This window comes from Arenibacter latericius DSM 15913 (assembly GCF_000424985.1).
In the GTDB taxonomy this organism is placed as follows: domain Bacteria; phylum Bacteroidota; class Bacteroidia; order Flavobacteriales; family Flavobacteriaceae; genus Arenibacter; species Arenibacter latericius.
Genome location: NZ_AUKX01000003.1, coordinates 95,904 through 121,478 on the forward strand (window position 1 = coordinate 95,904; position 25,575 = coordinate 121,478).

General features: G+C 37.4%; 17 protein-coding genes. 14 read left to right on the forward strand and 3 right to left on the reverse strand.

Annotation, left to right across the window (positions count from 1 at the left end; translation table 11 throughout):
- Window positions 1-2: 2 nt before the first annotated feature.
- Window positions 3-4,997 (reverse strand): translocation/assembly module TamB domain-containing protein, encoded by a 4,995-nt coding sequence (locus H344_RS0102120; protein ID WP_026808774.1) that lies wholly within the window; start codon window positions 4,995-4,997, stop codon window positions 3-5.
- A gap of 515 nt (window positions 4,998-5,512) precedes the next feature.
- Here H344_RS0102120 and H344_RS0102130 point away from each other — a divergent pair.
- From H344_RS0102130 to H344_RS19585, 8 genes are all read left to right on the forward strand, one after another.
- Window positions 5,513-6,529 carry an LLM class flavin-dependent oxidoreductase gene (locus H344_RS0102130; RefSeq protein ID WP_034256026.1) on the forward strand — a complete coding sequence of 339 codons (1,017 nt, stop codon included), beginning with the start codon at window positions 5,513-5,515 and terminating at the stop codon, window positions 6,527-6,529.
- Window positions 6,530-6,612: 83 nt separating this feature from the next.
- Window positions 6,613-7,029: an HYC_CC_PP family protein gene (locus tag H344_RS0102135; protein WP_026808776.1), complete on the forward strand. Its 417-nt coding sequence runs from the start codon at window positions 6,613-6,615 to the stop codon at window positions 7,027-7,029.
- A 286-nt stretch (window positions 7,030-7,315) separates the two neighbouring features.
- The gene (locus H344_RS0102140; RefSeq protein ID WP_026808777.1) at window positions 7,316-7,885 is read left to right on the forward strand and encodes a DUF3347 domain-containing protein; all 570 of its coding nucleotides are present in this window, start codon (window positions 7,316-7,318) and stop codon (window positions 7,883-7,885) included.
- 85 nt (window positions 7,886-7,970) lie between these two features.
- Entirely contained in the window at window positions 7,971-8,537 is a 567-nt protein-coding gene (locus H344_RS0102145; protein ID WP_026808778.1) for a helix-turn-helix domain-containing protein, read from the forward strand.
- 74 nt (window positions 8,538-8,611) lie between these two features.
- Window positions 8,612-11,113, forward strand: coding sequence for a heavy metal translocating P-type ATPase (locus tag H344_RS0102150; RefSeq protein WP_026808779.1), 2,502 nt, complete (start codon window positions 8,612-8,614; stop codon window positions 11,111-11,113).
- A gap of 435 nt (window positions 11,114-11,548) precedes the next feature.
- Window positions 11,549-14,692: a SusC/RagA family TonB-linked outer membrane protein gene (locus H344_RS0102155; RefSeq protein ID WP_157378111.1), complete on the forward strand. Its 3,144-nt coding sequence runs from the start codon at window positions 11,549-11,551 to the stop codon at window positions 14,690-14,692.
- 14 nt (window positions 14,693-14,706) lie between these two features.
- On the forward strand, window positions 14,707-16,188 hold the full coding sequence (locus H344_RS0102160; RefSeq protein ID WP_026808781.1) for a SusD/RagB family nutrient-binding outer membrane lipoprotein: 1,482 nt from the start codon (window positions 14,707-14,709) through the stop codon (window positions 16,186-16,188).
- Window positions 16,189-16,571: 383 nt separating this feature from the next.
- Window positions 16,572-17,669 carry an alkaline phosphatase family protein gene (locus H344_RS19585; RefSeq protein ID WP_034256028.1) on the forward strand — a complete coding sequence of 366 codons (1,098 nt, stop codon included), beginning with the start codon at window positions 16,572-16,574 and terminating at the stop codon, window positions 17,667-17,669.
- A 222-nt stretch (window positions 17,670-17,891) separates the two neighbouring features.
- Here H344_RS19585 and H344_RS0102175 read toward each other — a convergent pair whose 3' ends face one another.
- Window positions 17,892-18,647, reverse strand: a complete 756-nt coding sequence (locus tag H344_RS0102175) for a sulfite exporter TauE/SafE family protein (protein ID WP_026808782.1) — start codon at window positions 18,645-18,647, stop codon at window positions 17,892-17,894.
- An 81-nt stretch (window positions 18,648-18,728) separates the two neighbouring features.
- Between H344_RS0102175 and H344_RS0102180 the strand changes: the two genes are divergently transcribed.
- Window positions 18,729-20,540, forward strand: a complete 1,812-nt coding sequence (locus H344_RS0102180) for a sodium:solute symporter family protein (protein WP_026808783.1) — start codon at window positions 18,729-18,731, stop codon at window positions 20,538-20,540.
- 400 nt (window positions 20,541-20,940) lie between these two features.
- Window positions 20,941-21,651: an acetyltransferase gene (locus tag H344_RS0102185; protein ID WP_026808784.1), complete on the forward strand. Its 711-nt coding sequence runs from the start codon at window positions 20,941-20,943 to the stop codon at window positions 21,649-21,651.
- Window positions 21,652-21,766: 115 nt separating this feature from the next.
- Here the strand turns inward: H344_RS0102185 and H344_RS0102190 are convergent, their stop codons facing one another.
- Window positions 21,767-22,357, reverse strand: a complete 591-nt coding sequence (locus tag H344_RS0102190; RefSeq protein WP_026808785.1) for a riboflavin synthase — start codon at window positions 22,355-22,357, stop codon at window positions 21,767-21,769.
- A 70-nt stretch (window positions 22,358-22,427) separates the two neighbouring features.
- On the opposite strand from H344_RS0102190, the gene pdxA reads away from it, so the two are divergent.
- The 4 genes from pdxA to H344_RS0102210 all read left to right on the forward strand — a co-directional run bounded on the left by pdxA (window position 22,428) and on the right by H344_RS0102210 (window position 25,548).
- Window positions 22,428-23,474, forward strand: a complete 1,047-nt coding sequence (gene pdxA, locus H344_RS0102195; RefSeq protein WP_026808786.1) for a 4-hydroxythreonine-4-phosphate dehydrogenase PdxA — start codon at window positions 22,428-22,430, stop codon at window positions 23,472-23,474.
- Between the two features lie 161 nt (window positions 23,475-23,635).
- Window positions 23,636-24,172 carry a YceD family protein gene (locus H344_RS0102200; RefSeq protein WP_026808787.1) on the forward strand — a complete coding sequence of 179 codons (537 nt, stop codon included), beginning with the start codon at window positions 23,636-23,638 and terminating at the stop codon, window positions 24,170-24,172.
- Window positions 24,173-24,180: 8 nt separating this feature from the next.
- A complete protein-coding gene (gene rpmF, locus H344_RS0102205; protein ID WP_026808788.1) occupies window positions 24,181-24,378 on the forward strand; it encodes a 50S ribosomal protein L32 in 198 nt (65 codons plus the stop codon).
- Window positions 24,379-24,552: 174 nt separating this feature from the next.
- Window positions 24,553-25,548 (forward strand): beta-ketoacyl-ACP synthase III, encoded by a 996-nt coding sequence (locus tag H344_RS0102210; RefSeq protein WP_026808789.1) that lies wholly within the window; start codon window positions 24,553-24,555, stop codon window positions 25,546-25,548.
- Window positions 25,549-25,575 lie beyond the last annotated feature (27 nt).

Genomic DNA, 25,575 nt, shown 5'->3' on the forward strand with positions numbered 1-25,575 from the left:
TCTTATTTTTTTTCTTTTTCCACTTCCTCTTTAACCGCTTTGGCAAAAAGTTCTTTAAATTGGTTAAATTCCCTATTAAAAATAAGGCCAATACCGGTAACGATTAGCTGTCCGTCTATAACACTTTCAAATTCGTTTCTTCGGAATCCTTTAATCCTAAACCTACCATTTTCGGTCAATAAATATTCTATGCTTACATTTCCAATAACGGGAGTACTTTCTGCCCCCTGGTTACTACCTTCAATATCCACTTCGCTTCCCACCTGAACAATTAATCTGTTGTTAAAGAGTCGCTTACTAGCACTTACGTCTAATTGGGTTCTTTCTTGGGGAGTATCGCCTTGGTAGTCGGTAAAGCTATCCAGACCAAAATCGAGCTCCACTCCGGTGCTCCCAATCAGCTTATCTGAAAACTGATTCAATTGCCCAGAAAGCACCTTGTTTACATTATCCCGGGCAATGGATGCCGCACCTCCAGAACTCCCGTCACTAGTAGAGCCTGGGAAGAATCGGTTAAGAACCAAAAGAGAGAACACCTGTTTATTTAGCTCTTCTTCACGCTCATTTAGTTGTTGTACTCGCCCATAAACTTCACCCCCTAAAGCCCCTTGTTCCTCTTCAGGAATATCTAGATTAAAAGATATTTCTGGTTTTAATAAAACGCCATCCACATTAAGATATACTAAAAACGGTAATTTTTGTCGGTATTTATTGGCAATTCCTGCACTGGCCGCTGAGGTTTGGGTGGCCATAATAGGGGCCGCTGAGGTTTCTAGTTTATAAATAGCCCTTAGCTTTACTTGGGCATTAAAAGGATCGCCGCTCCATATAAGTGTACTGCCAGGGGAAATATCAAATCTTCGCTTTACAAGATTGTAGAGACTAGCCTCATAATGTCCACTGCTTACCTCATATCTTCCCGCCAAACTAGTAAGTCCGGTTGGCGTAATACCAAAATTAAACTCACCTTCTCCCGTGACCTGAAAATTATCGCCAGAACGTTCGTCTATCACTATAGTAAAGGTAGAGTTGTCATCTACTTTTAGGATTGCTGCAACATCCAAACCTTTCAGAATTGCAGATTGAGCCTTATTATCATTGTTTTTGGTAATAATGGCATCTGGATTTTCTTTGTTTACAAAGAGCACTACCCCTTCGCGCTCCATTACTTCTAGTTGGGATTCGGGAACTACAAAAGTTAAATTAGACCCTTCTATAATTTTCAAGGTTCCAGATATTTTTGGAACTGCCAAGTTTCCCTTCACTTCCATATCGGCGTCCAATTTCATCATTCCATAATAAAGGTCATTATCTTCCTTAGTGGCGTTGAGGGCTTGGAATTCCTTGGCTTTAATTTTCAGATCGAATGAGGGATTGCTAAACTCTTCTGTAAAAATGCTACCATCTAGGTGAAAAAGGTTGTTATTGGCATCTGCAATATCAAATTTATTAAAATAGACCCCTTTGTTATCTATTTTAATTTCCTCGTCTGCTAAAGTGAATTTTGTATTTAGCGTATTTACTAAGAACCCTGTCTCATTAAATTGGAGAGTTCCTTGATATTCGGGTTCAGCTAGGGTACCGGTCACTTTAAATTCTCCTGATAGAGTACCAGTAGGGTCAGAAATATTTTCGGGCACCAACTCTTGTATAGCCTTCATTTTTATTTCGTTGATGAGCAGGTTTAGGTTAAGTTGCGCACCACTTTCGGCAGCTAAATAGTCCCCATTAATAGCTAAATCTACATCTCCGCCAGATAGAGCGAGATCAAAATCGTAGGTGTTGCTACTTTTAGAATTGGCATTTAAGTTTAAACTACCTAGAGCCATTTGCATGGCCGTAAGATTGTCGATTTCCATCTTTGCTACCAATCCAGTATCTCCATAGGGATCCTTAAAAGTAAGGTCGCCATTTAAAACTCCGGTTAATAAAGATTCATCTGGATTTAAGAAACTGGTAAAAGTGCCCAATCTAAAATTATTGAAATTCAAGGACAGGTCTTGTTCAGATTCGGAGTAGTGTTTACTACTAACCGTCATCTTTTGTTGATTCCTTTGAAAGAAAACATCCTTAATCTCTATATACTTCTCCGCAATAGCTATGTTGTTGGTTTTAGGAATTTCCCAGTTTTGTTTACTAATGAGTAGCCCGGAAGGCTGTATATGAATATTCAGGGTGTCTTGGCGTGCCGTTAATTTGGAACCTAAATGAGTCAGTAATTCGTCCCCGTCATAAGCATCAAAATTAAGCTGTAGTTCTTTGTTTTCTAGTGTCCCATTTATAGAAGTTCTAGGAATGGCGATAGGGTCAGAATTTATTGCCTTCCATCCAAATTCAAAATCTAGCGTTTTCCCTGTTCCTTTTAAGTCTAAACGTAGGCTATCTAAAGTACTACCATCATAATCAATAAATGGAGCCCTTAAATTTGCTGTTAAGTTTTGTTCTGCCTCGTTAAAATCCATCTGTAGGTATACAGAATCTATTTTCTTTAATCCGCCTACGAAAACATCTTCTAACAAGGGGTCTTGTTTCATAGTCAATTTCATCTTCATGGTGACAGGCACCCGACCCTGACCTATGGCAGTAGAATCTAAAAAATAATTTTTAAAGTGGCCTATCAAGGCTTTGTTAAGGGAGCCTATATCAGTATTAGAAAGAAACTCACCTTGTATTAACTTACTATGAATATCCGCAGTTGTGCCCTTTTCATTTATAGCGGCATTAAACATTAGGTCCTCTACTGGGTAAGGTGTGTTTTCATAAACTACCAAAGCATCTTTCAGCTGGGAAGCTAAGGAGAAATCCTGCGCATTCCCCTTAAATTTACTTTCTAATAGAAATTTTACTTTAATATCGTTTTGTGTAATTCCTAAGGAAGATAGGTCTGCTCCAATTACATTAAGGGCCATATCTATCTGTGGGGAAATGGAGTCTAATACGAGATGAGCATGCATTTGCATGTTTAAATTATCATCTTTAAATTTTAGATTGATATCCCCTTCGCCATTTTTAATTTCACCATTTAAGTCGAGTTTGGAAAAATCATACCCTTGATATTTCAAATCGGTAAAATCGGAATCTAGCTTGGCATTTATCGTATTTAAGGAATTGCCACTACCCGAGGTTTTTAGTGTGAATGAAACGGGGGATAACTGTTCGTTATTAAGGAGTTTTTGTAGTTGTAATTGTACTACTTCTACCTCAGCATCAAATTGAATTTTGTCCTTATTGACGAAGTTTCCGGCCAACATAATGTCTCCGTCGGGACTACCTACTTTGGCTTCTCCTTTTAAATCCGATAAAGTTCCCAATAAGGATGCGTTTATTAGAATGGAATCTGGTAGAGAGATTCCTAATTCTTCTTCATTTATAAACTGAGCAACATCTGTTTTAACTGTGGTGAAATTTAAATTTGGGAGATCTACATGCAGCGAATCGGGTTGCATTAGATTTGCCAAGGACCCCTCTAGCTGTATCCTAGTGGATTTCCCCCATTGTAGGGCCGAGTTTTTTACTTGTAGTTTTTCCAATGTGCCTTCAGCAAATAGCTTTCCCGAAACCTCTTTTTTTGTCAAGTTTTGGAACTGTATGTTTTCTTTTAAGGAAGGTTGTAAAGCATATAGCTCCTCCAAGGAAAGATTAAAGGAGGGCATGGCCATGGAAATTATAGATGTTTCTGGGTGATTTAAAAATGAATTAATGGATCCATATTCAATTTTCACTTCTCCGTTGAGATTGCTTTTTTGGGTTGCAGCATTTAAATCGGTCAGAGAAATACCCTCGTCGTTTGCTTTAATGTTAAACCCTAAATTGTTTAGGAGGAAACCATTCTTTTCGAAAAAGGATAAGTGAGTGAGGGATATTTCTGCAGCGTCATTTGCTAATAGGGCCTTCGGCAATGCTAACTCTAACTTATTTAGTTCTAAGCTTGAGGTGCTGAAGGTTGCATTAGTAGGATTGTATTCTTTGGAAATATAGGTGATGGTATTGTTTTCTAAAGTGATAGAACCCGACTCAATATCCCAACCTGGCCATTCAAAATTTATGGGTTCTTTAATTGATGTAGAATCTATTGGGAGGCTTTTCTCTTCTTTTAGGTCGCTGTAAAAAATTTCGGAATTAGCGAGTTGTAACTGTTCTAATCTAATTTTTTCCTTAGCTATATCAGCCTCGGGTAGGGCTAGTAAAAAAGAGCCTATTTTAAATTTGCCTACTACTTTGTCGGGAATGGATCTATAATTAGCCTCCGTATTTTCTATAGTAAGTCGCTCTACAATAAGTATGGGCATTGCGGATTCTTCCGAAGACTCCGGATCTGATGTGATCGCTTTATTCTGGGTATAGAAAATTTGAGTGTTGATGATAGAGGCATCTGCTATATGAAACTTCATTAGGTCTAGATCCAGCTCATTCATTTTTAGATGAAGTTCACCTAATTCAAGGGAGGCATCTAGGCCATCTACTTCATCTAGATAGGCAATTTTAAAATCTTTGAATGCAATAGGGCCTAATTCTAATTTAGGTATACTGGATGAAGTAGAATCCGAAGGAGTAGAATCCGCAGCAAAAGCATCGATTAAGAAATCAAAATTATAAGCTCCGCTCTTCTCCGTGCGATTAATATTGGCCACCACTCCGTTCCAATCTATGGAATTTACTTTTATTTTATCACCCTTAATTAAAGGAGCCACGGCTACAGAAGCTTCTAAAGAGTGGGAATAGAGGAGAGTGTCTCCCTTTTTATCTTCCAAATAAAGCCCTTCTATATAGGCATTTCCAGAAAAGGTAATAAATAGACGTTGGATCTCTACTTTTGTATTGGTTTTCTCCGATACATAGGCTATAGCCTTATTAATAATGATATTTTGTCCCCATGGACTTCGGATAAAAAGGAGGAGCAAAAAAACGAGTAAGACCAAAGCAAGCAATAACCAGCCAAATATCTTTAGCGGCCTTCTTTTCTTTTTAGGGTCTTTCTTTTCAATCGGAGAACTCATGTCCTATTTAACTACGCATTTTTAGCAAAGCTAAGGGCAAAATGGCAGTTTATTGAACAATATTGATCAAAATTAAAGTTAAATGCCATTTATAAATCATTGAAGAGGATTCTTGGGCAAAACGGCTATGTTTGATATCCCTAAGTTTTGTAATTTAAAACAAAGGCCGAAATAATAATTATGGCCAGAATAATCAACATCATAAGGTTATAAAACCTTCTCTTTTTTCTTTTTCTTTTAGCTAATTCGGTCATAGGTTGTGGTGAATATAAGAATTTTGGATTAAATAAGACTTCCGTAATCGCTATTGAAATTGACTTAAATGAAAAAAGGAAGTTGAGGTGGTATTATATTACCTGGGGTAGAAATTGCTTAACCTTTAATCTTAACGATGATTATTGTTTGGAAGCCATGATTAGAATTTGTAATTTAGGGGATTGATCGTTTAATATAATTTATTTTAAAACTGCCGGGAACTTTGTGTAAATTCTTGGCAGTTTTTAATTTTGATGTGTATGGAGCAGGATACTAAAAGTAGTTTAGAGGGAATAAATTTTTCGGTCTTAGACCTAGTGCCGGTCGCAGAAGGTGCAACCCACCAACAATCGATGGCAAGAAGCCTGGAGCTTGCACAACATGTAGAGCGATTGGGATTTGGTAGATTTTGGATTTCCGAACATCATAATATGGATACCTTGGTAAGTTCTGCCACACCAATTTTAATTGGATATATTGCTCAGGGAACAAAAACTATTAGGGTAGGATCTGGAGGTGTAATGCTTCCTAACCATGCCCCTTTAATTGTTGCAGAACAGTTTGGAACCTTGGAGACCTTGTATCCTGGTAGGATAGACCTTGGATTAGGGCGAGCTCCGGGGACCGATCAGCTGACAGCAAAAGCGTTGAGGAGAGATAGACCCGAAACAGTGCACGATTTTCCTCGTGATATTGGAGAACTTCAGACCTTTTTTTCTGCAGACAATAAAAATGCTGCGGTAAGAGCCATTCCTGGAGAAGGTTTAGATATTCCCATTTATCTCTTAGGGTCTAGTACATTTAGTGCTCAATTAGCAGGAATAAAAGGGCTTCCCTATGCATTTGCCAGTCATTTTGCACCAACCCATCTTCACGATGCATTGAGTTTATACCATCAGAATTTTCAGCCTTCCAAACAATCTGCTAAACCATACACAATAGCTTGTGTAAACGTAATTGCAGCAGAAACGGACGAAAAAGCCAAGTTTTTGGAGACTAGTCTGCAACAATTGGCTTTGGGAATAATTAGGAATACAAGAAAGCCGTTGCCGCCCCCAGTGAAAAGTATGGACGGATTGTGGCACGAGTTAGAACAGGCGCAAATTCAGAAAATGATGTACTATAGCTTTGTAGGAGCAAAAGAAACTGTCCAAAAACAGCTAGAAGGGTTTGTAGAAGCAACCAGAGTAGATGAGGTTATGGTGGTTTCGCACATTTATAATCATGAAGACCGACTAAGGTCTTATGAGATTTTAAGTGAGATTTTTAAGGGGTAGTACTTTTAGCGCTATTAGAGTGGAACTTAATTGTTTGTTAATAAAGTGACAGGATTTTAAATTTCAGTATTTTTGTACCATTCATGAAGAATATTTTTCAAAATATAGCATCTTTAACCCTAGCGCTTTTAGTGCTTTTCTCTACCATGTCTTTTACATTGGATATGCATTATTGTGGGAAAACACTAATAGATTATTCCGTCTTTAACAAGGTAGATACCTGTGGGATGGAGACAATGCAGCCAACTGAAAATGACAGTTGTTCTATAGTGGTAGACAATTGCTGTAATGAAGAGAATATTACCATAGAAGGACAAGATATCCTTAAAAATTCATTTGATAAGTTTTCGTTTCATCAACTAGTGTTTGTGGCTACTTATGCCTACAGCCTAAACTATTTGTATGAAGGGGAAATTGAGAATATTGTTCCGTTTGTGGACTATTCTCCTCCTTTTCTCATACGGGACATCCATGTTTTGTATGAAACTTTCCTAATTTGATTTTTTCACTTAGAAAATAAAGTCCTACCAGGTTAACGGTATTTGGACCAACTATGCCGTTCGTTCAATTAGAAGAATCTAATGGGCGGTAAATCCATATTTTTATTGCTATTGGTGGCCAAACCCTTAGTGTGCGGCACTATTTTATGGGGCAATAAAAGTCATTGAGCTTTATAAAAAGCAGAAGTTTAGGAGTTTAAATTTATACCATAAATAAAACCGTAGGAAGTAAGCGGATAATTTACTTTAATATTATTATCAATAATTACTTATAAATTAAATTAAAATGAAAGTAGCAAAATTTAAAATCGGAGTTTTAGCATTAGCAGTTTTTAGCTTAGGAATGATGTCTTGTAAAGATGCCAAAAAAGAATCCGCTAAAGAAGAGGTGAGTGGAGTTTCCCAAGAAATATCTACCGGACAGGATTCTAATGGAGTGGAAATAATTATCGATAATTACATGGAGCTCAAAGACGCTTTGGTAGGTGACAATCAGGAATTGGCAGCTAAAGCAGGTGATAAATTGGCAAGTACTTTATCAAATTTTGATATAAAAACCTTAGAGGTGTCTAATGATTCCGAGGTGAAGTCAATTTTAGCTGCTGCCAAAGAAAGTGCAGATCAGATAGGCAAGAGTAAAATCACCCAACAAAGAGAACACTTCGAAGGCTTAAGTGATAACCTAGTTAGTTTAGTAGCGATTACCGGAGCTCCTATGCCATTGTACCAGCAGTTTTGTCCTATGTATAAGGATGATAAAGGTGGTATGTGGGTGAGTACAGTAAAGGCAGTAAAGAACCCATACTTTGGTAGTCAGATGTTGAACTGTGGTTTTGTTCAAAAGGAATTAAACTAATCAGAGATAATAACTTTGGACAGGGACGATAGGATTTGTGTAATATTCTTATCTTCAAGGAAGTTTGGCTATTTTATAAGGAAGCATGAAGAAAAAAATCCTCGTTAAAAATATGGTTTGCAATAGGTGTATAACCCTTTTGGAACAAGAGTTCAAAAAGGTTGGCATTGTTGTGGAATCTATTGTCTTGGGCGAGATCGTTTATGTGGAAAAAGAAGGAGTAGATCAGTATTTTTTTGAAAATATGCTTCGGGAAAACGGTTTTGAACTGGTAAAAGATGCTGGGGAAATGCTTACTGAACATATAAAGATAGCACTGATTGAAGCCGTAGACCAAATTGAAGCTTCTTCGGAAGAAAACCTATCGTCCTACTTGTCCAAAAAACTGAATAGGGATTATTCAGTAATGAGCAAAATGTTCAGTAAACAAGAGGGAGTAACTATTGAGCGGTATTATATCCATCTAAAAATAGAAAAGGTTAAGGAATTGATCCAACTACAACATCTTAATTTTTCTGAAATAGCCTATAGCCTTAACTACAAAAGCAGTAGCCATTTGGCATCACAGTTTAAAACAATAACTGGAATGTCTATGAGCGATTATAAGAATTTACAGCAGTGGGGAAGGAAGCCACTAGACCAAATAGTATAAACATCCTCCATAATTGTGAAAATGAAATCCCTAGGGATAGGCTAATTTTAGGTAAATATTTAAAGACGTAAACAATGACACATACCTATAAAATTTTTGGGATGACCTGTAATGGTTGCAGGAGCCATGTAGAAGAAACTCTAAAAAAGGTAGAGGGTGTTTCCAATGCTTCTGTAGACTTGGCAAAAGCGGAGGCTACAATAGAAATGAAGGAGCATATTGCGATAGATACTTTTAAAAAAGCCTTGGAGCAAGATGGTGGGAGTTATACTATTGCCATGCCTGGGGAAGAAGAACCAGAACACTTTAAAGCTCCTAAAAAAGCTCCTCAAGGATCGGGAACAGGGACGTTTTACTGTCCTATGCATTGCGAGGGAGATAAGACTTATGACAAACCAGGAGATTGCCCAGTTTGTGGAATGGACTTGGTAGAAGAAGTGAAAATGGATGCCTTTGGCGCTACCCAATACACCTGTCCAATGCATCCAGAGATAATAAAGGATGAACCTGGGGATTGTCCTATTTGCGGAATGGATCTAGTACCTGTAAAAGCTGATATCTCTGCCGAAGAAAAGAATTATAAGAAGCTATTGAAAAAGTTTTGGATAGCAGGGATCTTTACCCTGCCAATTTTTATAATTGCCATGTCCGAAATGATTCCTAATAATCCATTGTATGACCTGCTTCCAATGAAATATTGGAACTGGATACAATTTGCACTTTCTATTCCCGTAGTATTCTACGCTACATGGATGTTTTTTGAACGTGCCTATCGTTCCATAAAAACCTGGAACCTAAATATGTTTACCCTCATCGGTATCGGTGCAGGTGTTGCGTGGTTGTTCAGTGTTTTTGGATTGCTATTTCCAGATTTTTTCCCAGAACAGTTTAAGACGCATCACGGAACTGTGCATGTGTATTTTGAAGCGGCTACCGTTATCCTAACCTTAGTATTAATGGGGCAACTGTTAGAGGCCCGTGCCCATAGTAAAACTAATAACGCCGTAAAGGAATTATTGAAGTTGGCACCCAATAAAGCTGTCAGAATAGTTAATGGGAAGGAAGAAACTATTGCTATCGATAAAATAAAAATAGGCGACTTGCTTAGGGTTAAGCCAGGAGAAAAAATTCCAGTAGACGGAAAAATCCGTGAAGGAAATACTTCCATAGACGAATCTATGATTACTGGGGAGCCTATACCAGTGGATAAGGAAGAGGGCGATTCCGTTAATTCGGGTACCATTAATGGGAAACAAACCTTTGTTATGGAAGCCCAAAAAGTAGGGTCAGATACCTTATTGGCTCAAATAATAGACATGGTAAATAAAGCTAGTAGGAGTCAGGCTCCCATACAAAAACTAGCCGATAAGATATCTGCCTATTTTGTGCCAGTGGTGGTATTAATTTCGGTCATTACCTTTATTGTATGGGCTGTTGTGGGGCCAGAACCCGCCTATGTGTACGCTTTGGTAAATGCCATTGCAGTGCTGATTATCGCCTGTCCCTGTGCCCTTGGTTTGGCTACCCCTATGTCTGTTATGGTAGGTGTTGGTAAAGGGGCGCAATCTGGAGTGCTTATCAAAAATGCAGAAGCATTAGAGCGGATGGATAAAATAGATACGCTTATTATTGATAAGACAGGAACTATTACGGAGGGGAAACCATCCGTGGAAAGTATTAATAGTGTTTCTCCCGATTATAGTGAAGAGGAAATTCTCCAATTTATCTACTCTCTTAATAATCTTAGTGAGCATCCTTTGGCGGAAGCTACGGTGAATTTTGCAAAAGAAAAGAAGGTTTCTCTTTTAACCGCTACCAATTTTATGTCTGTAACCGGTAAGGGAGTTACAGGAACGGTAGACGGTAAGAAAGTGGCTTTGGGAAATAAAAAAATGATGGAAGAAGCCCAGGTTAAACTGTCTGATAAATTACAGAATGAGGTTCTAGAAGAGCAGAAAATGGGCAAGACAGTACCTTTATTAGCAGTTGATAATGTAGGTATTGGCTATGTGGTGATTAGTGATATGATAAAGAAAAATAGTAAGGCTGCTATTACGGAATTGCAAAAGAGTGGTATAGAGGTAATTATGCTAACCGGAGATAACCACGATACTGCAAAGGCCGTTGCAGAAACATTGGGTCTAGCTAATTTTAAAGCCGAAATGTTACCTCAAGATAAATTAAATGTGGTAGAGCAGTTGCAGAAAGAAGGTAAAAAGGTGGCCATGGCCGGAGACGGTATTAACGACGCTCCAGCTTTAGCAAAGTCCGATGTAGGTATTGCTATGGGTACCGGTACCGATGTTGCCATAGAAAGCGCGGGTATTACTTTGGTAAAAGGTGATTTACAAGGCATAGTAAAAGCGAGGCACCTTAGTGAAAAAGTGATGGGGAACATAAAACAGAATTTATTCTTCGCCCTTATTTATAATACACTTGGTGTGCCTATTGCGGCAGGAGTGCTCTTCCCTGTGTTTGGATTACTGTTGTCTCCTATGATTGCTGCTTTAGCTATGAGCTTCAGCTCGGTATCAGTAATCGCGAATGCGTTGAGGTTGCGAGCCACAAAAATATAAGCTTGGTCCAGAAACTAGGAATAGTTTAAAAAAGACCTTACTCATTAAATGATTTAAGATTTTGTAGAAGATATTCACTATAAAACGAGTTTTGATCGTAAAAAATCAAAGCTCGTTTTTTTATGTCTTATTTAGAAAATTTACGATTGTGCTTTAGACCTCTTTCCTTTCCTATTGAGCACTAAATTTTATTTACCACTATATTTCTCTTCACAATCTAAAATGCTCAAGTCCAGAATTATTAATCTTATGGACAAAGCCTCCTGAGAATCTTAACCTAAGTGATAATAAGTATCACTAAATTCTAGCATAACCTTTAGCTAACAAACCGAGCGATATCATTACAATCACTTAATATAAAAGGTAGGCGTGGTTAACGTGGCACAAGCATCTTTGCGGCACATTAATAAACCACTAAAAGAATCTTTAAAAAACATGATTAAATTGAAACTAATTATAACAATTGCTTTGTTGGCATTTGTTTCTGGCCACTCCCAAACAATACTTGAGGGGACGGTTTTGGATGAAAATAATCTTCCTTTGCCGGGAGCTTCTATCGTTATAAAGGGAAGTGTAACTGGGGTAGCTACAGATTTTGATGGGTTTTTTCAAATAGAACTACCAACGGGAAATGAAACCTTAGTAATATCTTATATAGGATATATCACATCTGAATTTGAGGCAGCTAATAAGGATAGGGCCTTAATTCAATTATTACCAGATTCACAAAAACTTGATGAGGTAGTAGTAACCGCCTTAGGAATTAGCCGTGCGGAAAAGAAAATAGGCTATGCCACCCAAAACATCGATACTGAAATAATTGAGGAGGTAAGTGCACCTAATGTGGGGAGTTTGTTTTCTGGACAGGTAGCCGGACTTACAGTCAGTAACCCTACGGGGCTATTTCAAAAGCCGTCTTTTTCTCTTAGGGGAAAAACACCTTTGATTGTTATTGATGGAATTGCGGTAGAAACAGATTTTTACGACGTTTCCGCTAATGATATTGCGAATATTAATGTGTTAAAAGGAACTACGGCATCGGCACTATACGGGTCTAGAGGTAGAGATGGTGCAATATTGATTACTACAAAAAATGCTAAAACGGATGGTTTAGAAATAACTGTATCTCATAATACGATGGTTTCGGCTGGATTTACGGTATTTCCTGAAACTCAGAACGAATACGGTAACGGTTCTAATGGAAAATATGAGTTTTGGGATGGGAAAGATGGTGGCGTATCCGATGGAGACATGATATGGGGGCCTAAATTTGAGCCTGGAGTTTTGGTATCACAATGGAATAGCCCTATTTATGATAATGTAACGAAGGAAACTATTCCATGGTGGGGCGATGTTTCTGGAACACAGTATAACGATAAGTCGCGCTACTCTAGAGTTCCTACCCCTTGGAAATACCACAATAACCTAAAAGACTTTTTGGAGCCAGGGTATATTAGTTCAACAGATTTTGCGATAGCTAACAAAACGGAAAAAGGAGCCTTTAGGCTATCAGGAAATTTTTCTAGTCAAAAAGATAGGGTCCCCAATGCAAGCCTTAAAACCGGAGGGTTAAGTTTTAAGTCGACCAATAACCTATCCGAAGGGCTTACATTAGATAGTAAATTATCTTATAATAAAGTCTACTCGCCCAACTATCCTAGACACGGATATGGTCCTAAAAACCATATGTATACTATTCTCATTTGGATGGGGGATGATGTTAATGGAAAAGAATTGAACGAACATCGTTATATTCCAGGGCAAGAGGGGTATAGGCAAGCAAACTATAATTATGCTTGGTATAACAATGTGTATTTTGCTGCTCATGAGCTAAATCAAAAGTACGATGCCGACCTTATTAATGCACAATTGGCATTGACCTATGAAATAACCGACAACCTTAAAGTACAGGCAAAAGGGTCTGCCGTAATCCAAGATATTTTTGAAGATCGCCAAAGCCCTAAAAGCTATTTAAATTATGGCGATGCTAGGGAAGGAGATTATAAAACCTGGAACAGTAATAAGCTCACTGTAGATTACGATATCCTAGCGTCTTACAACAAAGATATGAGCGATAACGTTTCTTTTGATATTAATGCCGGTGCAGCTTCTTTTTATAGAAAATACCAACAAGAGTATAATTCTACTGATGGATTGGTGGTTCCTTTTATATATAGTTTAAATAATACCAAGGGTGCTGTGGCAGCTAAAACCCATTTAGAGGAAAAGGCCACCAATAGTGTGTATGCTACTTTTGGATTAGATCTTTATAATTCGGTGTTCCTAAACTTGGCAGCTAGAAACGATTGGTCTTCTACTTTACCAAAAGAAAACAGGTCCTATTTTTATCCTTCCGCTTCTTTAAGTACCGTTATTTCAAATTATGTAAACTTACCTGTAGGGATAGACTATTTAAAAGCATTTGGTTCTTGGGCAAAGGTTTCTAGTGATCTTGGTCCTTACAGTACCGAATCTTTTTATACTAATAATGGCGTATTTGGAGGGAATGTTAAATTGGAATACCCTAATGGTTTGGTCAATGCTAATATTCAGCCAGAAAGCTCTACTTCTTTTGAATTAGGACTAAGTTCTGCGTTTTTACAAAATAAATTGCGTTTAGACCTTACCTACTACAATGTGGTAGATACCAATCAGATTATAGATTTGCCAATTTCTAATACTAGCGGATTTCAAAGTAGAAAGGTAAATGGCAATGAGTATACTACTAAAGGCGTTGAACTTGTCTTAGGTACAACGCCAATTCGTACCGATAACTTTAGATGGGATGCAACGGCTAATTGGAGTAGAAAGGTAAGGCGTATCACAGAAATTTATGGGGGGAATTCCACTTATAACAATTTAAGACTTAATGACCGTGCCGATAGTTATTACGCTACTGTTTGGCAAAAATCTGATGCCGGGGATTTAATATTAAACGATTCGGGAATGCCTATAAGAGATAATTTCCAACAACGATTGGGACATACAGATCCTAGTTGGACTTTGGGACTTCAAAACACCTTAAAATTCAATAAACTTTCCGTAAATATCGGTATTGATGGGGTTTGGGGCGGATTAATGAGGTCGCTAACCGTAGAGAAAATGTGGTGGGGTGGTAAGCATCCTAACTCTACAGAATATAGAGATGCGGAATATGCAGCTGGGAAGCCCGTTTATGTTCCCCAAGGTGTTGTGGTTACCGGAGGAGAATTGGTCCAAGATGTAGAAGGTACCGTAATTTCTGATACTAGAACCTATCAAGAAAATACTACTGCGGTAAGCTGGCAGTCTTGGTCGCAGAATTACCCATATCGGGCCGCTGTAACTCAAAACGAAAATAAAAAATTCGCTAATATTTTTGACCGTAGCTTTTTTAAACTGCGTACCCTTTCCTTTAAATATGATCTTACGGAATTGGCCAATTTAAAGGGGGTAAAGAGCCTAGAGGCTAGCTTAAGTGGTTACAACCTTTTTGTTTGGAAGAAGGCAGATCTTATTGATCCAGATTTTGGTGATGACAACAACCTTCAAGACCCCTCTTCAAGATATATTGGTATGGGTGTTAATGTTAAATTTTAGTAATAAAAAGTACAATGAAAAAAATAAAAATTTTATACCATTTAATTATCCTGCTGACCTTAACAGCATGCCACGATTTATCAGATATTAACGAGAATCCTAATAATGTAAGTCAGACTCATCCGCAATTATTATTAACCAATATTGCTAGCAATGCGTTTACGGTGCAAGGAACTTCTGCCTTATATGCCTCTAGAATGCTAGTGCAAACAGATGGAGAAAGTAATAACCAATATTATAATTGGAGTCGTGCTAGTTTTGAGGACTATAATATGTTGGGGGAAGTAACTAAGATGATGCAAGAAGCAGAACGTATCAATAGTGACGCCTATGTTGCCCTGTCCAAGTTCTTTAGAGCCTATTATTTTTATAATTTAACCTTAACTTTTGGGGATGTTCCTTATGGTGAGGCCCTGAAAGGTGAAACAGGGGAAAATTATGCCCCTAAATACGATTCTCAAAAAGAGGTGTTTATAGGGATTTTAAAAGAACTAGAAGAGGCAAATCTACTTTTAAAAGACAATACCGAAGTAATTGCAGGTGATATTATCTTTGGCGGTAATGCCTTAAAATGGAGAAAGTTGGTAAATTCTTTTAGGCTAAAGGTATTAATGACCCTTTCTAAAAAAGAAAGTGACTCCCATTTAGGGGTTAAAGATGCATTTGCTTCTATTTATGCCAATGAGCCAATTATGGTCTCTAATGAAGACAATGGTCAATTGGTGTACTCCGATGAAGAAGGCAGTAGATATGGAGAGTTTAACTCTAGTAGCTATGGATCTGGTATGTATATGTCTGCCACTTTTGTAGATAGGTTAAAGGATAGGCAAGATCCTAGGTTGTTTATCTTTTGTGGAAGGACAAAAAACGCCAAGGAGGCAGGATTAGCAATAGATGATTTTAATGCCTATGAAGGTGGTGACCCTTTAGCTCCTTATGCCGAAATAAATGATAAAGCCGCTGCAGGTGACGTTTCTAAAGTGAATCTGAGATATACTACAGACCCAACTACAGAGCCGCATAATTTAATGGGGTATTGGGAATTAGAATTTATTTTGGCGGAAGCGTCCGTAAGGGGTTGGATAGGCACCTCTGCCAAAACTCATTACGAAAACGGAGTAAAAGCATCTTTTAGCTTTTATAACGATTATGCTAAAAATTTTGAAACTTATGTAGATGCTTTGGATGCCGAAACTTATTTAAACGGTCCTTTAGTAGCATTTGAAGAGATGATGCCATCCGAAACAAAATTAGAGCTAATACTTACCCAAAAATATTTCACCTCCTTTTTACAATCAGATTGGAGGATGTATTTTGATCACTTAAGAACCGGATACCCTAATTTTTCGCAACTACCTGGGAAAACACCTCCAACTAGATGGATGTATCCACAGTCTGAATACAATAACAATACCGAGAATGTTTCCAAGGCAATTGAAGTCCAGTTTGGAGCAGGAAATGATAAAATAAGAGAAATTAGCTGGTGGTTACAATAGCTGAATAAGGGTCAATTATAACTCAAATTAGCCCAGAACTCTTTTTGTTGGAATTAGTTTAACTAAAAAATGGTTGTAATTTTAATTGGGATTATGACATCTATAACCAAGAAAGAATGATTATTTTGGTGTATTAATCTAGTGGTATAGTAGCTATTAGGCCTAACTAATTCTTGAACCTTTAACATCCCTGTTTTCTAAAACGGAAAACTGGGTTAAATTTAAAGTCATACTGAAAAGTGAATGATCTTACTTGTGAATAAAAATAATGCTAATAGCTTAATTCTTCCTATTTCTTGTGGAACTGTTTTTACATAGGGAAACTTAAAATGAAGCTATTGGCGTAATACTTTAACTTTAAACACTATAAATTAAATAATAAGATGAAAAGAAATGTAGTAATTTTAATGATGGTTCTTTTGGCGGGAATTTCCTCCAAAACCATCGCACAAACAGAAAAGCAACCCAATGTAATTCTTATCACCTTGGATGGGCTCCGTTGGCAAGAGCTGTTTTCGGGAGCTGATCCTTTATTAGTGGCCAACAAGAAATATGTAGGTGATACTACCGGTCTTAAAGCTAAATTTTGGCGAGATACCCCTGAGGAAAGAAGGACTGTTTTAATGCCATTTTTTTGGAATAAGGTGCAAAAAATGGGGCAATTGCACGGAAATAGGAATGCAGGTAGTAAAGTGGACCTTACCAATAAGATGTGGTTTTCATACCCTGGATATAATGAGATTCTAACTGGAGAGGCAGATGATGAGAGAATCAATAGCAATAGAAAAGAAAACAATCCTAATAAGACTATCTTAGAGCGAGTGAACAATTTACCAGCCTATAAAGGTAAAGTGGCTGCTTTTGGTAGTTGGGACGTATTCCCTTTTATTGTAAACGAAGCACGTTCTGGAGTCCCAGTTAATGCAGGGTTTAAAATTGCAGAAGGGAATGACTTAACAGAAAGGGAAATATTCTTAAACCAACTTCAATCGGAAATTCCTAGTCCATGGGGGTCTGTTCGTCTAGATGCATTTACCCAACATTATGCTTTGGAGTATATGAAAAGAAAGCATCCTAAATTAGTGTTTATCTCCTATGGAGAAACTGATGATTTTGCTCACGATGGCGATTATGACTCCTATTTAAAGTCGGCCCAAAATACGGATGGTTTAATAGAGGAATTATGGAAATTTACCCAGCAAGATCCTTTTTATAAAGACAACACTACATTTATTATCACTACTGATCATGGGCGAGGAACAGACCCATTAGATACTTGGAGAGGTCATGGCAGTAGTATAAATGGTGCAGGAAGTGTATGGGTAGTCGCTTTTGGAAAAGGAGTAAGCGCTTTGGGAGAAATTACCAAGGAAGAGCAGTTATACACCAATCAAATTGCCCCTACAGTGATAAAGAATTTAGGGGTGACTCTGGAAGGCCCTAGCTTTAAGGGAAAACCCTTGAGTTTAGATAAGAAATAACGTTTTGCAGGTTTTAAATCTGTGTTATAGCTAACGCTAGATATTTAGCAAAATTAGTTCTACCCTGTTTAGATAACCTTATCATGAAGTTATGGTAACCTAAAGGTGGTTTGAATATGCGATTTTTGCTAAAAGAAGTTTAGTTTAGTTTGAGTTAGTTTAATTAAAAAAGCTGGTGCGTGGCACCAGCTTTTTTTGTGTGTACTTTAATGGGTTTGTGGGTTATCTAAAGAGGATAAGAAAAGCCCCAATTGCAGTTAAGATCAGAATCATTTTTCTGTAAAACTGATCTTTTATAATTTTCACCAAGCGCACTCCAATAAAAAGTCCCAAAATGATTCCAGGGACTAATTTTAGATTTATCAAAAGTGTATCAGGGGTTATAGTCTTCCAGATAAAGATATGGAAGGGGAGTTTAAAGATATTCACAATAAAAAACAACCAAGCTGCAGTACCAATAAACTCGTTCTTAGGAAGCCTCATAGCTAAAAAGTATATGTTGGAAAAAGCTCCAGCTAGATTTCCTATCATGGTCGTTATTCCTGCAATGGTTCCTATAAAGCCTGCAAAAGCCCAGTGAGTGGGAACATGCTTAGACTTTTTCCTATCCCACCAATACATTATTAACACAGTAACTAATATAATAACAGACATGCCAATTTTAAAGGTGTTTCCTGGTAAATCCTTTCCCACAGCTGTTCCTATAAGTATGCCTAATATCATCCAGGGTAGAAATGCGAGTACATATTTCCATTGGGCGTGTCTATTGTAATAGATTACCGCGAAGGTGTCGCCTACTACTAATAAGGGGACAAGTACACCTGTAGACTCCTTTGCTCCAAAGGCAAGGGCCATTAAAGTAACAATGATTATAGCGATACCTTTAATACCGGCTTTAGAAATCCCTAGGATAAAAACTGCAGTAAAAGCAAGTACCCATGCCGTAAAAGTGATATCAATTGTTGTTGAGAGAATCATTTATAACATTTGACGAACATTAAGCAAAAGTATCCCAAAAAAATATATCTTTATCGTTTTTCAATTACCAAAATCAAATAAATGGAATTAAGTACGCTTGATTATAGTTTTATAATTGTTTTCTTCTCGATCGTATTATTTATTGGGATTTATGTCTCTAAAAAGTCAGGGGCAAGTTCTTCAGAATATTTCCTTTCCGGTAGAACTATGCCATGGTGGTTATTAGGACTATCTATGGTAGCTACTACATTCTCTACCGATACACCTAATTTGGTTACTGATATTGTTCGTACCAATGGTGTTTCAGGAAACTGGGTATGGTGGGCATTCTTATTAACGGGTTTACTAACGGTATTCGTTTATGCTAAGCTGTGGAGGAAATCCAATGTGAATACGGATTTGGAATTCTATGAGCTTCGGTATGGAGGTAAGCCAGCTGAGTTTTTAAGAAAATTTAGAGCAGTTTATCTTGGAGTTATCTTTAACGTAATTACCATGTCTGCCGTTACTTTGGCAGCAATTAAGATTGGTGGTATAATGTTGGGCTTAGAGCCATGGGTGACAGTGGTAAGTGCAGGATTAATTACGGTGACGTTCAGTGCCTTAGGTGGATTTAAAGGGGTTGTATACACAGATTTCCTTTTATTCTTTGTCGCTATGGGAGGTGCTATTGGAGCAGCCTATTATTTGGTGAATATTCCAGAAGTTGGTGGTATTGAGGCGCTTATGGCGAATGAAAACGTTGCAGACAAGCTTTCTATATTACCTGATTTTACAAATACACAGGCGGTGATTACCCTATTGGTGATTCCCTTGGCAGTACAATGGTGGAGTTCTTGGTATCCAGGAGCAGAACCTGGTGGTGGTGGCTACATCGCTCAAAGGATGTTGGCCGCAAAAAATGAAAACCACGCAATAGGAGCTACCTTCTTTTTTAATATTATGCACTATGCTTTAAGACCATGGCCTTGGATTTTGGTGGCGTTGGCGTCTTTGGTGGTTTATCCAGATATTGCTAGTATTCACGAGGCATTCCCAAATGTAGCAGTAGATAAATTAGGACACGATTTAGCGTATTCTGCTATGTTGACCAAATTACCTAGTGGACTTTTAGGATTGGTATTGGCCTCTTTGATAGCAGCTTATATGAGTACCATTTCTACACAGTTGAACTGGGGATCATCATATATAGTGTATGACTTTTATAAACAACAGATTAATCCTAATGCCTCTGAAAAAAGATTGGTTGCTGTAGGTAGAATTTCTACTGTGATATTAATGGTTTGTAGTGCTGTATTGGCCTTATTGTTGCAAAATGCTTTACAATTGTTTGAGGTGTTATTAGTATTTGGTGCGGGAACAGGTCTTATTTTTATTTTAAGATGGTTCTGGTGGAGAATTAACGCATGGAGTGAAATTACTGCAATGTTTGCTTCTGGTATTATTTCTATAGTGCTAAAATTAACGGCTATTGGTCCATTTTTATTTGCTGCAGAAACTGGTGTTTTTCCAGCCTGGTCCGAATATATATTTGTGGTAGTATCTACAACTGCTATATGGTTAGCTGCTACCTTTATGACGCAACCAGAGTCTAAGCAGGTCTTACAGGATTTCTATAGAAAAATTCAGCCAGGAGGACCAGGATGGTCTAAAGTGGTAGACGAGGCAGAAGCGGAGAACGTAGAGATAGTTAACACTAAAGAGAAATGGAGTGTTCCAGCAGGGATTTCGGCTATGTTGCTAGGTTGTGTGCTAATATACTCTTGTATGTTCGCTACAGGATATTGGATCTACGGAAAGACTACCAGTGCAATGATTCTAACCGGTGTTGCACTTGTATCTGGAATATTATTGGCAAGAGCTTGGAATAAGATGAAAGATCATATTCTATAAATTTTGCACTTAAAAACGATATAAATATAAAGGCGCACCCATTGTGGTGCGCCTTTTATTTGTAAGACTATCCTTAAGGTAATTTAAACAGCGGGTTGTTTAATTATATAGCGCAATAATATATAAATCTACCAAAGCAAGGTGCTCTTATTGGGCTGTATTATATATGCTTAGAATCCGAAGTATTTGTGATGGGGTGTCATTTAAAAAGATAAGATGGTGAAAGTTTAGGCATTTTTTTTGTAGATTACATGCCCTTTCTTTTGTAAAATAGGAGAGTGGGTTTCGAATTTGTGTAGAATGTAACAGCACTTTAAAACAATAATTTTAAAGAAATAGTGTTAATTAAGTAAAGTTAGTGTGTGCTCTTAGGAGTGCAACGATAAAAAAACCCCTGAAAATGAAAAAAGTCTTAATAGTAGGAGCTTCAGGTCATGGAGGGGTGGTGTTAGACTGTATCTTAAAAAACAGGGAATATTCAGTTTTGGGGTTTTTGGATTCCTTTAAAGAGAAAGGATTAAAACACAATGGACATCAAATATTGGGATGCGAAAAGGAACTTCCTAATCTAATTAAAGCGCATAATATTTACGGGGTAGTTGTTGCAATTGGTAATAATTGGATCAGGAAAAATATGGTGAATAAGTTAATGAAACTTGTTCCAGGAATTAAATTTATATCAGTAATCCATCCGAATGCTGTTATTGGTAAAAGAGTGAAGATTGGTATGGGAGTGGTTATCATGCCTGGTGCTATAGTGAGTTCAAATTCTACAATTGGAGATTTTTGTATTCTAAACACAAATTCGTCCCTAGGGCATGAAGGTTTTATGGAAGATTATTCTAGTATCTCCTCTGGGGTCTGTGCTGGTTCTAATTTAAAGCTTGGTAAATTTTCGGCAATATCCTTAGGAGCAAATGTTATTGATAATATTACTATAGGTCACAATAGTATTGTGGGCGCCGGTTCTTTGGTGATGGATAATGTTATAAGGAATACTGTGGTATATGGGACGCCAGCTCGTTTTGTAAGGCTTAGGAACCCTGGAGATCCATATTTATACGGAGATAAACCCTCAAAAAATTCGGATAGATTAATTTTTAAAAAATAGGGGTTCTAAGAACTCTACTGTGAGCAAAAAAAGCGGTGCTGTAGCGTTTTATTTTTCCATTCTATTTTAATACTTCGGAACACTGCCATCGCAGAGTTAAAATTCAACACTTTTTTTATTCTCTAAGTGCTAACAATCGAGAAACATATTTACCAATTACATCAAATTCCAAATTAACTACTGTCCCTATTTTGTAAGAATTAAAAACGGTGTGTTCATAGGTGTATGGAATTATAGCGACGCTAAAACTATGCTTATCGGAGTTAAAAACAGTTAGGCTGGTGCCATCTATAGTTATGGAGCCTTTTTCAATGGTTACATTATTTAAACTGGCATCGTAGTTAAAGGTGAATATCCAGCTGCCATCCTGCTGTTGTATATTGCTGCAGACTCCAGTTTGGTCTACATGGCCCTGTACAATATGGCCGTCTAATCTTGCGCCTAATACCATAGCACGTTCTAAGTTTACATAATCGCCAACCTTCAGTTCTCCTAGATTGGTTTTTTGTAGTGTTTCGTCTATTGCGGTTACAGTATAAAAATCGTCTTCTATTTTTACAACTGTTAAGCATACCCCATTATGGGCAACGCTCTGATCTATCTTAAGTTCCTGGGTAATGGAAGATTTAATGGTGATATGAAGGTTGCTACCATTCTTTTCCAAATTTTTGATTTCTCCCAAAGTTTCAATTATCCCAGTAAACATGTGTCGTTTTAATTAGTTAGTTTTGTGGTGTAAATTTAATGGTTTATTTCATATTAAACGATAATACAGGATGCAGGAAAAAGGAAAAATTAAATTGGGTATTTCCATAGGTGATTTAAATGGTATTGGGTGCGAGGTGGTACTTAAAACATTTGAGGATGTCCGTATGCTCGATTTTTGTACTCCTATAATATTCGCGTCCAACAAAACTATGGCCTTCCAGAAATCGGCGCTGAATATAGATGTAAATTATAATGGGATTAAGGAACCCGGAATGGCTTTAGATGGAAAGGTGAATGTGGTTAATGTATGGCGAGAAACTCCTAAGGTACAATTTGGAACTCCTACATCAGAGAGCGGTAAATATGCTATTCAGTCCTTAAGGGCAGCAGTAGAAGCCTTAAAAAACGATGAGATAGACGTTTTGGTTACGGCTCCTATAAACAAGAATAATATACAGGCCGAGGATTTTAAATTTCCTGGTCATACCGATTTTTTAGCTCAGGAATTTGAAGGAGAGAGCCTTATGTTCATGGTTTCTGAAGGCTTAAGAATAGGCTTGCTTACAGATCATGTTGCGGTAAAGGATATAGCAGCAGCGATAACTCCCAAATTAATAAGGAGTAAGATTGCAACTATTGAAAACTCTCTAAAACAAGATTTTGGAATTAGGAAACCTAAAATTGCACTATTGGGAATTAATCCTCATAGCGGTGATAATGGGGTTATAGGGAAAGAAGATGATGAGGTTCTTAAGCCTGTAATTGCAGAATTGTCCGAAAAGGGACAGCTAGTTTTTGGACCTTATTCTGCCGATAGCTTTTTTGGATCTGATAATTTTATGCAGTTTGATGCTATTTTGGCGGCCTACCACGATCAAGGTCTAATTCCTTTTAAGACTTTGTCTTTTGGAAAGGGTGTAAATTACACCGCAGGCCTATCTAAAGTGAGAACATCTCCAGATCATGGTACTGCATATGAGATTGCAGGGAAGGGAGTTGCTGATAACAGTTCTTTTAAAGAAGCAGTTTTTGCAGCCCTAAGTATTTTTAAGAATAGACTGGAATATAAGGAGTTGACTAGCGATGTTTTGAAGAAGCAAAAGATTAAAAGGTAGAAAAAAAGTTTCTTTTTGATGGGCTATAGAGCTTGGGGCCACCGCTTTAAGGGGTTTTACAGCACTTTTATTTATTTCTTTTGATTTGTTGGGATTTTATAAAATAATAGTATCTTTGCACCCGCCTTTATTGTGGCGGGTACGTTAAAAACCAGTGTGAAATGATGAAGCATAAGGAGTTTAGTATTCCTTTTTCAGGGTTGAAACAGGGGAAACACGAGTTTGAATATACCATTGAAAATAAGTTCTTTGAGTCTTTTGAGTACAATGAGTTTAATGGGGCAGATATAGCTATAGCTGCTACATTAAATAAAATGAGTACTGTTATGGAGTTAGAGTTACATGCACAGGGAACAGTAAATGTTAATTGTGATGTCTCTAATGAGCCTTATGACCAAAAAATAAATGCTAATATGGAATTGGCAATTAAATTTGGTGATGAGTATAATGATGATAACGACGAGATTTTGATACTTCCGCACTCGGAACACCAAATTAACATTGCGCAATATATTTATGAAATGTTAGTTTTGGCCGTACCGATTAAAAAAATCCACCCAGGAGTTCTGGACGGTACTTTAGAATCGGAAGCATTAGAAAAGTTGGAGGAACTTCAGCCAAAAGAGTTAAAGATTGAAAAAGAAGAAGATATAGATCCCCGTTGGGACGCACTAAAAAAATTATTAACGGATAAATAAGTTTCATAATGGCACATCCTAAGAGAAAAATTTCCAAAACCAGAAGGGATAAGAGAAGAACGCATTACAAGGCCGTAGCTCCTACCGTTGCAAAAGACCCAACAACTGGGGAAATGCATCTATTTCATAGAGCCCACTGGCATGAAGGCAAATTATACTACCGTGGTGAGGTTTTAATTGACCAAACTGAAGAAGCTGTAGCATAAGTTGTATTCAAAGTTTACGATATAAACTCCCATTTTATATAAAGTGGGAGTTTTTTTTATCAAAGATTAAAATTCTAAGAAACAATATACAATTGGACTAAAAGTCGTATAAAATCATTAATTTTCAGAAATTTTCAGTTGTTTTTGAAGATTTATTGAGAAAAACTAATTTGGATGAGTAAAAAAACGGCGGCAATTACGGCTGTAGGGTCATATGTACCAGATTATATATTGACCAATGAAATCCTTGAAACTTTAGTAGATACTAATGACGAATGGATTACAACCAGAACCGGCATTAAAGAAAGAAGGATTTTAAAAGAGGAGGGACTAGGAACTTCCTATCTCGCTATTAAAGCGGCAGAACAGCTTCTGTCTAAACAAAACCTAGATCCAAAGGAAATTGACTTAGTTATTGTGGCTACAGCTACCCCAGATATGATGGTAGCGGCTACTGCTGCTTACGTAGCTACCGAAATTGGAGCTGTAAATGCTTTTGCATATGACTTGCATGCCGCCTGCTCTAGTTTTCTATATGGGATGTCTACTGCATCTAGTTATATAGAGTCTGGGAGATATAAAAAAGTACTGCTTATAGGAGCAGATAAAATGTCTTCTATAATAGACTATACTGATAGAACTACCTGTATTATTTTTGGTGACGGTGCCGGAGCGGTGTTGTTTGAACCTAATATGGAAGGACTTGGATTGCAAGACGAATATTTGCGTTCTGACGGGCAAGGTAGAAATTTCCTCAAAATGGATGCCGGGGGCTCTTTGCTTCCAGCATCAGAAGAAACTGTTAAAAATCGTCAACATTATATTTATCAGGACGGGAAATCAGTGTTTAAATTTGCGGTTACCAATATGGCAGATGCTGCAGCTAAGATAATGGAACGCAATGATTTATCACATACCGATGTAAATTGGTTAGTGCCTCATCAGGCCAATAAAAGAATTATAGATGCCACTTCTAATAGAATGGGCGTAGATGATTCCAAGGTTATGATGAATATTCAAAAATACGGAAACACTACATCAGCAACTTTACCTCTTTTGCTAAGCGACTACGAAAACCAATTAAAAAAAGGAGATAATTTGGTGTTTGCTGCATTTGGAGGCGGTTTTACTTGGGGTTCTATTTATTTGAAATGGGCCTATAATTCTTAATTTAGACGTAACCTAAAAAATTATAAC